This window comes from Bradyrhizobium sp. (genome assembly GCF_049581145.1).
Taxonomy (GTDB): domain Bacteria; phylum Pseudomonadota; class Alphaproteobacteria; order Rhizobiales; family Xanthobacteraceae; genus Bradyrhizobium.
The window spans coordinates 1-11,825 of record NZ_JBAURI010000095.1; the positions used below are offsets into that span (position 1 = coordinate 1).

Here is an 11,825-nt window from a genome sequence, read left to right on the forward strand (position 1 = left end):
CGATGTGCGATGACGCTTTGAGGTCTCCGGCTGCGTCGTGTTGGGAAGTTCGATCCGGGCAGCTTCCGAGACGGCTTCTAGAGAGACAGCCTTTTCAGAGATAGCCTTCGCCGGCCTCGGCGGCGAAGCGGCCGGGATCGCCTTCCCAGACGATCCGCGCATGCTCCAGCACATAGACCCGGTCGGCATGGGGCAGGGCGAAGGTGACGTTCTGCTCGCCCAGCAGCACCGTGATCGGGGTGGTCTGCCGCAATTTCTCCAGCGCCTTCGACAATTGTTCGAGAATGACGGGGGCGAGGCCGAGCGTCGGCTCATCGAGAATCAGGATCTTCGGCTGCATCATCAGCGCGCGCCCGATCGCCAGCATCTGCTGCTCGCCGCCCGACAGCGTCTGCGCCAGCTGGTCCTGGCGCGCCTTGAGGATGGGAAACAGCTCGAACAGCCAGGCCAGCTGCTTGTCCCTGGCTTCGTCGGAAAAATGCTGTCCGCCGAGATCGAGATTCTCCCGCACGCTCATCTCGCCGAACAGTTCCCGGGATTCCGGGCACTGCACGATGCCGGAGCGGGCGATGCGCGCAGGGCTGGTGCCGCGCAGTTTCTCGCCGTCGCGCACGATGTCGCCGGTATAGGGCAAAAAGCCCGAGATTGCGTTGAACAGCGTGGTCTTGCCGGCGCCGTTCAGACCCACGACCGAGACGAACTCGCCATGATGAATATGGATGGACACATTTTCCAGCGCCTGCGCCTTGCCGTAGTAGACGCTGATGTTCTCGACCCGCAGTGCCGGGACCTTGTCCTTGAAGCTGGTCTCGGGACGGGCCGAGGTCTCGATGGCGCCGCCGAGATAGACCCGCCGCACCGTTTCGTTGCGCATTACCTCGTCGGCGCGGCCGGTGACGATCTCTTCGCCGAGATACATCGCCAGCACGCGGTCGACCAGCGCGGCCACGCTCTTGACGTTGTGGTCGACCAGCAGCACCGCGCGGCCCTCGTCGCGGAAACTGCGGATCAACTCGGAAAAGATCCCGACCTCGGCGAGCGTCAGCCCGGCGAAGGGTTCGTCGACCAGGACCACCTTGGGGTCGCGCGCGATCGCTTTCGCCAGTTCGAGCCGGCGCAGGTCGGCGAACGGCAGGGTCGGCGGCCGGCGATCCATCACCGCGGCGAGCCCAACGCGCGTGGCGATCCATTCGGCGCGCTCGGTCAAGGCCTTGTCGGGAAACAGCATCAACAGGCTGTCGGGCAACAGCGCCACCATGATGTTTTCCAGCACGGTCTGCCGGTTCAGCGGTCGGGAGTGCTGAAACACCATGCCAAACCCCTTGCGCGCGATCTTGTGCGCGGGAAGGCCTGCGACATTCTCGCCCTGGAAGATGACCTCGCCCGCGGTGGGCCGTTCGATGCCCATGATCGATTTCATCGCGGTCGACTTGCCGGAGCCGTTCGGCCCGATCAGGCCGAAGATTTCGCCGGCGCGCAGATCGAAGCTCAGGTTCTTCACTGCGGTCAGACCGCCGAAGCGCTTGACCAGGCCGTGGACCTGCAGTGTCGCGTCGGTGCGGGCCCCGCTCATGAGCGCGCCTCGCGCGAGAGGGCTGCCCCCAGGAAGCCACCGGGGAAGAACAGCACGACCAGCAGGGCGACCAGGGAGACTATGAAGGTCGCAAGCTCCCCGGTCGGGCGCAGGAATTCGCTCGCGACGATCAGGAAGATCGCGCCAAGGGCCCCGCCCAGCACGGTGCGCCGGCCGCCCAGCACCGCCGCCACGATGACGTTGACGCCGACGGCGACGTCGACCACGGTCCCGACCGAGGCCGTGCCGAAATAGAACACCAGCAGCGCGCCGGAGAGGCCGGAGAAGAACGCGCTGACGATGAAGGCGAACAGCTTGTGCTTGACGATGTTGAAGCCGAGCGCGCCGGCCTGCACCGGATCCTGGCCGCTTGCCTGCAGCACCAGGCCGAGCGGCGATTGCGACAGGCCGTAAAGGATCGCGGCGCTCACGGTCATGAAACCAAGGGCGATCCAGTAATTGGCATTGGCGTTGATCGTGATGACGTCGGGGATCGTCAGGCCGATTTCGCCGCCGGTCAGCCCGGCGAACACCACCACGAAATTCTGCAGCATCAGGACCGCGACCAGCGTGGTGAGGCCGAAATAGGGGCCGCGAACCCGAAGCGCAGGCAGCGCCAGCACGAAACCGGCGACGACGGAGGCGAGCGCGCCGAGCACGATGCAGAGATAGACCGACCACCCATAAAGATTGTTGAGGATGCCGGCGGTGTAGGCGCCGACGCCGATCAGGAAGGTCGGGCCGAAATTCACCTCGCCGGCGAATCCGAACAGGAGGTCCCAGGACATCGCGAAGACGCCGAAGTAATAGGCGACCGTCAGCAAGCCCAGCACATAGCCGGAGACATAGAGCGGCAGTGTCGCCGCCAGGATCACGATTCCAGTCGAGATCAGGAACAGCCGCGATTTGAAGAAACCGGTCACCCTCGTCGCCTCCCGAGCAGGCCCTGCGGCCGGATATACATGACAATGACGAGCAGCAGGAGCGCCGGAATGGTGCGATAGGCCGGCGAGATCAGATAGGCGGTCAGCGTCTCCAGATATCCGACCACAAAGGCCGCAATCAGCGAGCCGGACACGCTGCCGAGGCCACCCAGCACGACGATCGAGAACGCGCTCGCGGTCAGCGGACCGACGCTGTAGGAACTGACGCCCAGGAACATGCCGAGCAGCACGCCGGCGATGCCGGCGAGTACGCCGTAGATCGCCCACACCACGACGTAGATATTGGTCAGTTCGAGCCCGAGCAGCGTGACGCCGCGCGGATTCATCGAAGCCGCCAGCACCGCCTTGCCGGTGCGGGTGCGGTTCACCAGCAGCCACAAGAGGCCGATCACCAGGCAGCAGACCACGGCGGTGAAGATCTCGTTCTTTGGCGTCCGCACGCCGAGGAGATCGACCACGCCATCAACGATCGGCAGTACGGTTTTGGCGTTGTTGGTGAAGAAATAGGCGATCAGCTCCTGGATCATGATCCCCCATAGCAGTGTGCCGGTGAGGACGAAGATCTCTTTCTCCTCATTGGGAATGCGCCTGGATTTCTGGATCGGCTGCACCACCGCGAAATATGTCGCAAACGCAGCCACAAGCGCGACCGCGACTCCGATCAGTGCGCCGGTGTAGGTGCCGGTGTGCAACATGCTGGCCGCGGCCCAAGCCGCGACCGCCGCAAGCACCATGATGGCGCCATGCGACAGATTGAGCACGCCGGAGACGCCGAAGATCAGGGTGAAGCCGGTGGCTCCAAGCGCGTACAGGGCGCTGACGGCAAAGCCGTCGATCAGGATTTGAAAAGCAAGCATCTATCTCGGCCGCGGCAGCACCGCTGCCTTCACTCCACAATGTCGCAAATACAATGGAGCTCCCGGAAAACCCGGGAGCTCCATCATTCGGGTATCAGTTCGAGGTGACCTTGATGAAGCTTGGGAACTTCATCTGGGCCTTGGCAATGTCCTTCGGCCAGACTGCGACCTGCTGGCCGTCCTGCCACTGCAGCATCAGCCCGGTAACCAGGCCCTTGCCGTATTTGATCGAGTGGGTGAAGGGATCGTCCTTGCCGTAGAACTGAACGCGGCCGATGGTGCCGACCCAGTCGGTCTTTTCCAGCGCATCGACCAGCTTGTCGGCGTCGGTCGAACCGCCGCGCTTGACCGCGTCGGCGATGTAATAGACTTCGTCATAAGCGGTATAGCCGGCGTAGGACGGATAGTTGCCGAATTTGGTCTTGAATCCTTCGGCGAACGGAATCGATTTCGGCGTCACGGCCACACCGGGCCCGGAAACGCCCTGATAGAGCACGCCGTTCGCCGCGTCATTGGTGTCCTTGCCGAACGTCGAGTTGGTCGCCTGCGAGGCGATCCCGAACATCGGGATCGGGACCTCCTGGTTCTTCCACTGCACCGTCGGCTGCACGCCGACATGCGAGATGCCGGTGATGATCACGTCGGGCTTGGCCGCCTCGATCTTGTTGAAGATCGGCGTGAAGTCGGTGGTATCGGGCGAAAAGCGGATGTGGTCCAGCACCTTCATGCCGATCTTCGGCAGGCATTCCTGGTAGCCGACGTCGAGCGGCGTGGTCCAGGCGGCGTCCTCGCTCATGATGACCGCAGACTTCATGTGCTTCTCGTCCACGAGAAGATCCTTGCCGGCGTCGCACACCGACTGCGCCAGCGCGGCCGACGTCAGATAGCCGTGGAAAGTGTATTTGTTCTTCTCGTAATCGGCGTGCACGCTCTTGCTGATCTCGTTGGAGGCAGCGCCCGGCGTGATGAAGGGTGTCTTCAGGCGCGAGGCCCAGGGTTCCAGGGCCAGCACGACTTCGCTGATATAGCTTGCGATGACGATGTTGACCTTGTCCTCATTGACCGCGCGCTGGAAGGCGCGAACCGAATCGGCGGACGAGGAGTGATTGTCGTAGGTGATGATCTCGACCTGACGCCCGTCGACGCCGCCCTTGGCGTTGATTTCGTCGGCGGCCATCTGGGCTGCCTGCGGGATCGAGGCGCCGGCGATCGCCTGGGCCTCCGCGATGACGCCGATCTTGATGGGATCCGCGGCGAATGCCGGGGAGCATGCCAGAAGGCTGAGGGCGGTCGCTCCCAGCAACCCGCGCATTGACCAGAAAACAGGCGTCCGGTTCATCTTGTTTCTCTCCACTTATCAGGTCTTTTCACTGCCTTGCGACCATTTTAACGGTGCGCACGGTCTCAGCAAGCGAAACCGCGCATTATTTCGGCCGGCCGGCAGAAACTAAAGTCGATGGTTACGATCTGGGCAGACGCGCGCGGCGGGAGGGGCGGCCTCATCCGTCGAGGATCGCCACCGCCCGGGTCCAGCCGGCCGAGGCGCGTTCGATCTTGACCGGAAAGCACGACACCATGAAGCCGCTCGACGGCAGGAGCTCCAGATTGTGCAGCTTCTCGATGTGGCAATAGCCGATGTGCCGGCCGGCCTTGTGACCTTCCCAGATCAGGCTGGCATCCCTGGTCTCGGCATATTTCTTCGCCGTGTAGACGAACGGCGCATCCCAGCTCCAGCCGTCGATACCGGTCAGCCGCACCCCGCGCTCCAAAAGATACATCGTGGCCTCATAGCCCATGCCGCAGCCGGAATTGACGTAGTCCGGCCGGCCGTATTTCGCGCCGGCCGAGGTGTTGACCACGACGATCTCCAATGGCGAAAGCGTATGGCCGATGCGCTTGAGCTCGTTTTCCACGTCCCGAGCGGTTGCAACGTAGCCGTCGGGCAAGTGCCGGAAATCGAGCTTCACGCCCGGCTGCAGGCACCACTCGAGCGGGACTTCGTCGATCGTCCAGGCGAGTTGGCCGCGATTCATGGTTGGGTGATAATGGTAGGGCGCATCGAGATGCGTCCCATTATGGGTCGAGAGCTGGACGGTCTCCATCGCCCAGCCCTGTCCTTCCGGCAGGTCCTCAGCCCTCAGGCCCGGGAAGAAACCGAGCATGCGTGGCAGGCTCTGCTGGTGATCGTGGTACTGAATGACCGGATTGATGCCGGGCGGGTCGGCTGGAACGTCATTCTGCAATGGCACGGAAATATCGATCAGTCTGCGCGCCATTGCGCTTCCTCCGGGGTCATTGTTTTTCTGTCATTGAGCGTTGGATGGTCAGGCCGAGACATTGAACAGTTTCGCTGCGGTACGACCGATGATATCGGCTTTTTCGTCGTCGCTGAGCGTCGTCGTGGCCAGGATCGGATCCACCGGATGCATCTCCCAGGGATACGGATAGTCGCTGCCGATTACGACCTGGCTGGCGCCGACCTGGGCTACCAGATGGCGGATCGCCTCCGGTGTGAAGATCAAGGAGTCGAAATAGATCTGCTTCAGGTATTCGGTCGGGGCCTTCTTGAGCTTGATGTCGGGATTGCAGCCTTTGGGGCCGACCAGGCAGGCATGGTCGGAACGATCGGCATAGGAGGCGAGGTAGCCGCCGCCGTGGGCGGCAATCACCTTCAGCCCCGGAAAGCGATCGAACGTGCCTTCGAAGATCAAGTGGGAGAGCGCGATCGTGGTGCCGAGCGGATTGCCGATGGTGTTGGCGAGCCAGCCGTTTCCGGCCAACCGCTTGCTCAGTTCCGGCATGCCCTGGGGATGGATGAACAAGGGCACCGCGAGTTCTTCCGCTTTCGCCCAGACCGGGTGGAATTTCGGATCGGAGAACTCCACCCCATGGACGCTGTCGCCGATCGCCGCGCCCTTCAGCCCCTGCTTCTTCACCGCGGTCTCGAGCTCCTCAACCGCGAGGTCCGGCGCCTGCAGGGTGAGCGAGGCGAAGGCCGCAAAGCGGTCCGGCTTCGATGCGCACAGCTCGGCAAGCTTCTCGTTCTGGAGCTTGACGATCTGGCCGGCGAGGTCGCGGTCGCGATCGTACCAGAACGGGTTGATCGACAGCACTTCCATGTCGATGGCCTGGGAGTCCATGACCGCAAGCCGCTTGTCGATCGCGATGAAGGCCTCCTCCGCGCCGTTCACGGGCGGCAATTGCAGCCTGGCGGCATCGGCGCCGAGCAGCGCGCCGGCTTCGTGGAAGTGGCAATGGCAGTGCACGTCGATGGACTTGACCCGCTTGCCGCCGACCATGACGGGAAGCGTCTGCCGGGCCGGCTGGGCCCGCGCGCCGCGCGGAAGGCCGCAGCTGCAGAACACGATGCCGCCTGCGGCGGCGGCACCGGTTTTCAGAAAGTCACGACGTGTCGTCATGGCAGGTTCCTCCCAGATAATTGTTCTTATGAGAGTAGCGTAGGCCATGCCGCGGCCTGTAATCAAGCCAAGCTGCCGCTCACGCGCGGTGCAATGGCGATGCGATCACACCGGTTTGATGCCGGCCTTGCTGATCACCCCGCGCCATTTCGGCACCTCGTCGTCGATGCGCTTCTTGAGGCCGTCGGGCCCGTTGGCGATGACCTCGAAGCCGTCGTTGCGCAATTGCTCGACGATTTTGGGCGTCGTCAGGATCTCGATGGACTTGGCTGCCAGCAGCGCGACAATCTCCGGAGACGTCTTGGCGGGCGCGAGAAAGCCCTGGAAGGTATCGGTGATGAAATCCTTGTAGCCGAGTTCGACCATGGTCGGTACGTCCGGCAGATCGAACCAGCGCCGTGCGCCGGTCACCGCCAAGGCCTTCACCGTGCCGGCTTCGATCTGCGGACGCGCCGGCGGCAAGGCGACGACCGCGAGTTGCGTGGTGCCGCCGAGCAGCGCCTGGACCGCCGGACCCGCGCCGGAAAACGGCACGTGGGTGATCTCGACGCCGGCCACGATCTTGAGCAGTTCGCCGGACAGATGCGGCGTGGTACCGACGCCGGGACTGGCATAGTTCAACTCGTTCGGCTTCGCCTTGGCGCGCGCGATGAGGCCGGCAAGCGAATTGATGCCGAGCTTGGGATCGACCAGGATCACGTTCGGCGAAGTCGCAAGCTCGGCGATCGGCGCGAAATCCTTAGCGGGTTCGTAGGGAATCTTGGCATACAGGCTCGGATTGACGACATAGGCGCTCGACGTGACCAGCAGTGCATAGCCATCCGGTTCGGCGCGGGCCGCGAGTCCGATCCCGATATTGCCGCCGGCGCCGGCCCGGTTCTCGACGATGACGTTGCCAGGCAGCGCTTCTCCCAGATGGGTGGCGAGAATGCGCGCCATGATGTCGGTCGGTCCGGCCGGTGCGAACGGGACGGTGATCTTGATGGGATGATCGGGATAGCCGGCCGCGTGCGCCCGCCGGATGCCGAGGCTGGAGGCTGCTGCCGTGCCGGCAAGCGCGCAAGCGGAGCGCAGCATGATGCGGCGGGAGGGACCACCAGGTTGCCGGTCGCCTGTTTTGTCGTCGATCATCGCCTCGCTCCCGCCATCGTGACTCTCGCTCAGATATCGAACACCGCGACCGCCCGGATCGGGGACGCGGTGCCGTCGCGCATCTTCATCGGCAGGCCGATGAACGTGAATAGACCCTGTCCGAGCAGCGCTTCCAGGTTGCACAGGCTCTCGATGTGGGTGATATCGAGGTCGAGGCAGGCCTTGTGAACCATCAGGTTCACGTCGTTCATCGGGCCGGGCCGCATCGAATCGATGCCGAAATGCACGATGCCTTGTGCTGCCAGCCATTCCGTTGCGGCGACGTTCACGCCGGAATTGTCGGTTGCGTATTCCTTGCGCGGAAAGCTGCGCTCATGGTGGCCGGTACAGAGCAGCACGGTGCCGCCCTTCGGGACCGCAACGCCCGCCTGCTTCACCGCGGCCTCGAGATCGGACGGCGTGATCTCTGCCTTTGGCGCAATATGCCGCAGATCGATGCAGATGCCCGGCACGATGCAGTTCTCCAGCGGGTATTGGTTGATCGGGATGCCGCTTTTGCCGAAATGCCGGGGCGCATCGATGTGGGTGCCCGCGTGATCAGGCATCGAGATGAACATCGACGACAGCCCGTAAACATTGCCGGAATCGGCCAGTGCGTCCTCGTGGCTCTTCCACACGCCGTGGATCACGGGAGGATGGCCCGGATAGGTCGGGGTGCGGTGATGGAGTTCGCGGCTCAGGTCGACGATTTTCATGTCAGGTTTCTTTCCGGAAAGGGACCGTCGTCAGCATTTATCGCAAGGCGTGCCGCGGCAGCCAGAGCGATATTTCAGGAACATAGGTGACGGCCATCAGCACCAGGAACATCACCGCATAGAACGGCCAGATCTTGCGCATCACCTGTTCGATCGACACCCTGCCGACCGCGCAACCGACGAACAGGATCGATCCGACCGGCGGATGGCACAATCCGATGCCGAGATTGAGCAGCATGATCATGCCGAAGTGAACCGGGTTGACGCCGAAATTCTGCATCACCGGCAACAGGATCGGCGTGGCGATCAGGATCGAGGGCGCCATGTCGACCAGCGTGCCAAGCACCAAAAGCAGGATGTTGATCAGCAACAGGATGACGTATTTGTTGGCGGAGATCGACAGGAAGAAGGCCGTCATCTTGGCGGGCATCTGCGTCAGCGCCATGATGTAGCCCACGGCCGAGGCGCAGGCGATCAAGGTCAGCACCATCGCAACCGTGCGCAGGGTGCGATGCAGCAGCACCGGCAGGTCGCGCCAGCGATAGTCGCGATAGACGAACATGGTGACGAAGAACGCCCAGAGGCAGGCGACCGCGCCGGCCTCGATCGCGGTGAACACGCCGCCCAGGATGCCGCCGAGAATGATGACCAGCGTGACCAGTCCCCAGGCGGCATCGATCGTGATCCTCACCGCATCCTTGGCCGGCACGGTCTGGCCCATTGGATGGCCTTCGCGATAGGCAATCACGACGCAGAGCACCACCAGCGAGAGGCCGAGCAGCAGGCCGGGAAACACGCCGGCCATGAACAGCGCGCTGATCGAAATCGTGCCGCCGGTGGCCAGCGAATACAGCACCGCGTTGTGGCTCGGCGGCACCAGCAAGGCCTGCACCGACGAGGTGATGGTGAGATTGGTCGCGAACACCCGGGGATAGCCGTTCTTCTCCATCTGCGGGATCATCACCGAGCCGATCGCCGAGGTGTCGGCGACGGCTGAGCCCGAGATTCCGCTCAGGAACGTCGTCGCCAGCACGTTGACGATGGAGAGCCCGCCGCGCAGCCGCGTCAATCCGACCAGCACGTCGGCAAAGGCGACCAGCCGCCGCGCCATGCCGCCTTCCGCCATGATCGCGCCAGCCAGCACGAAGAACGGGATGGTCAGCATCGCCACCTTGCTGACGCCGTCGGAGATCTTCAGCATCAAGGCTTCCAGCGGAATCCCGATCCAGAGCGCGCCGGCGATCGCGGCGAGCGCCAGCGCATAGGCGATCGGCATGCCGATGACGAAGCACACCGCCATCGTCGCGAGCAGAACGAAAATATCCATGGGTCACCTTCAGTCGAACGGCATGGCTTCGCCGGTTTGCGCGATCGGGTCGGGCGGCAGCCCGAGCAGGATGCGCTCGACGATGAAGAGCAGCAGGCAGGCGCCGCCAATCGGGATCGGCAGATAGGTGACGCCGACCGACAGCTGTGGAAAATCGGCGATCGAGTTGTGCCAGGTCACCTCGACCAGGCGCTCGCCCCAGACGATCATGAAGCTCGCTATCAGCGCCATCAGGAGCTGGACGACGAGATCGAGCCCTTTCCGCCAGGGCTGCGGCAGCTGGTTGGCGAAATAGGACACGTTCATATGCAGGTTGAACCGGTAGGCGGCGGCGGCGCCGACGAAGGTCAGCACGATGGTCAAGAGGATCGCCAGCGGCTCCGGCCAGGAAGCCGCGCTGTTCAGCACATAGCGGGTGAACACCGCATAGGGGATGACGGCTGCTATCAGGACCAACGCGCTGCCGCCGACGATCACGCAGGCGAGGTAGAGCCAGTCCATCGTGCGGCGAAACAATCCGGTCATGTCGGCAGCTCCCGATTTCGTCCAAAACGCCCGGCGCGCGTCTAGGCCAAAGCCTGGATGCGCTGGATCATGTCCTGGTATTTCGGGCCGTATTTGTCCCACACCGGTTTCACCGCGTTCTGGAACGGCGTCTTGTCGGCGATCTCGATGATCTCGCAACCGGCGGCCTTGGCCTTGTCCATCGCGAGCTGCTCGTACTTGTTCCAGAGTTCGCGCTCCTCGAATTGGGCCTCGCGGGCAAACTTCCTGATCAGGTTCTGGTCGTCGGGCGAGAGCGCCGTCCACGCCTTCTTGGAGAACACCAGCACTTCGGGAATGATGAGATGCTCGGTCAGCGAATAGTACTTCGCCGCCGTGTAGTGGTTGCTGAAGACATAGCTCGGCGGATTGTTCTCGGCGCCGTCGATCACGCCGGTCTGCAACGCGCTGAAGACCTGGTCATAGCCCATCGCGATGCCGTTGCCGCCCAGCGCGTTCATCATGTCGATAAAGATCGGATTGCCGATGACGCGGATCTTCAGGCCCTTGAGGTCGTCGATTGATTTGACCGGCCGTTTGGTATTGTAGACGCTGCGCGCGCCCGAATTCATCCAGCACAGCGCCATCAGTCCGGCATTGCCGTTGGCGTTGACCCTGTCGAGCAGCTGCTGTCCGATCTCGCCGTCCATCATCTTTTCCGCATGCGCCTTGCTCTTGAACAGGAAGGGCATGTTGATGACGTTGATGTCGTCGACGATCGGTCCGAGCGCGCCGACGCTGACCCGCAACACCTGCAGCGCGCCGATCTGGGTCTGCTCGATAGTCTCCTTCTCGCCGCCCAGCACGGATGCGGCAAACATCTCGACCGAAAGCCGCCCGCCGGTCGCGGCCGCCAGCTTGTTGCCGAAGTTTTCCGTCGCCACCACCGTCGGGTAGCCCGCCGGTTGCACGTCGGAGGCCTTGAAGACGACCTTCGCCTGCGCGGCTGCCGGTGAAAGCCGTGGCAGGCTGGCGGCGGCAGCGCCGAGGCCGGCGCCAAGCTTGATGAATTCGCGGCGTTTCATGCAAATCCTCCCTTGCGTCCTGTTTCTATTGGTTCGCGACTTTGTTCTCGGTCGCGTTTCGTCGCACCTTACCGGTCCATGTCGAAATATTCCGGATTGGTCGTCTGGGTGGCTGAGATATCGCCGAGCAGCCGTTCGAGATGTCGTGCCATGGCGCTGGTCGCGCCGGCCGGATCATGGGCTTTGATCGCGTCCAGGATCGCCGCATGTTCGGCGATCACCTGCGTCATCCGCCCGGTCTGCGGCAGCGTCAGCCTGCGAAAGCGGTCGACATGAACCTTGACCTGCTG

12 protein-coding genes are annotated in these 11,825 nt (G+C 63.2%); all 12 read right to left on the bottom strand.

Annotated features, from left to right (window positions below; all coding sequences use genetic code 11):
- Positions 1 to 94: 94 nt before the first annotated feature.
- The gene (locus WCB02_RS02950; RefSeq protein ID WP_423956201.1) at positions 95 to 1,573 is read right to left on the bottom strand and encodes an ATP-binding cassette domain-containing protein; all 1,479 of its coding nucleotides are present in this window, start codon (positions 1,571 to 1,573) and stop codon (positions 95 to 97) included.
- Entirely contained in the window at positions 1,570 to 2,496 is a 927-nt protein-coding gene (locus WCB02_RS02955) for a branched-chain amino acid ABC transporter permease (RefSeq protein WP_423956203.1), read from the bottom strand. The genes WCB02_RS02950 and WCB02_RS02955 overlap by 4 nt, the downstream gene beginning before the upstream one ends.
- A complete protein-coding gene (locus WCB02_RS02960) occupies positions 2,493 to 3,374 on the bottom strand; it encodes a branched-chain amino acid ABC transporter permease (RefSeq protein ID WP_423956205.1) in 882 nt (293 codons plus the stop codon). The genes WCB02_RS02955 and WCB02_RS02960 overlap by 4 nt, the downstream gene beginning before the upstream one ends.
- Before the next feature lie 94 nt (positions 3,375 to 3,468).
- A complete protein-coding gene (locus WCB02_RS02965) occupies positions 3,469 to 4,686 on the bottom strand; it encodes an ABC transporter substrate-binding protein (protein WP_423956226.1) in 1,218 nt (405 codons plus the stop codon).
- Positions 4,687 to 4,873: 187 nt separating this feature from the next.
- Positions 4,874 to 5,650 (bottom strand): cyclase family protein, encoded by a 777-nt coding sequence (locus WCB02_RS02970; RefSeq protein ID WP_423956207.1) that lies wholly within the window; start codon positions 5,648 to 5,650, stop codon positions 4,874 to 4,876.
- 48 nt (positions 5,651 to 5,698) lie between these two features.
- Entirely contained in the window at positions 5,699 to 6,793 is a 1,095-nt protein-coding gene (locus WCB02_RS02975; RefSeq protein ID WP_423956210.1) for an amidohydrolase family protein, read from the bottom strand.
- Between the two features lie 105 nt (positions 6,794 to 6,898).
- Positions 6,899 to 7,924 (bottom strand): Bug family tripartite tricarboxylate transporter substrate binding protein, encoded by a 1,026-nt coding sequence (locus WCB02_RS02980; protein ID WP_423956213.1) that lies wholly within the window; start codon positions 7,922 to 7,924, stop codon positions 6,899 to 6,901.
- Positions 7,925 to 7,953: 29 nt separating this feature from the next.
- On the bottom strand, positions 7,954 to 8,640 hold the full coding sequence (locus tag WCB02_RS02985) for a cyclase family protein (RefSeq protein ID WP_423956215.1): 687 nt from the start codon (positions 8,638 to 8,640) through the stop codon (positions 7,954 to 7,956).
- Between the two features lie 37 nt (positions 8,641 to 8,677).
- Entirely contained in the window at positions 8,678 to 9,967 is a 1,290-nt protein-coding gene (locus tag WCB02_RS02990) for a TRAP transporter large permease (RefSeq protein ID WP_423956217.1), read from the bottom strand.
- Between the two features lie 9 nt (positions 9,968 to 9,976).
- Positions 9,977 to 10,492, bottom strand: coding sequence for a TRAP transporter small permease (locus WCB02_RS02995; protein WP_423956219.1), 516 nt, complete (start codon positions 10,490 to 10,492; stop codon positions 9,977 to 9,979).
- Between the two features lie 41 nt (positions 10,493 to 10,533).
- On the bottom strand, positions 10,534 to 11,535 hold the full coding sequence (locus WCB02_RS03000) for a TRAP transporter substrate-binding protein (protein WP_423956221.1): 1,002 nt from the start codon (positions 11,533 to 11,535) through the stop codon (positions 10,534 to 10,536).
- Positions 11,536 to 11,603: 68 nt separating this feature from the next.
- Positions 11,604 to 11,825: FCD domain-containing protein (locus tag WCB02_RS03005; protein ID WP_423956223.1), on the bottom strand; the 222-nt coding region annotated here is incomplete at its 5' end.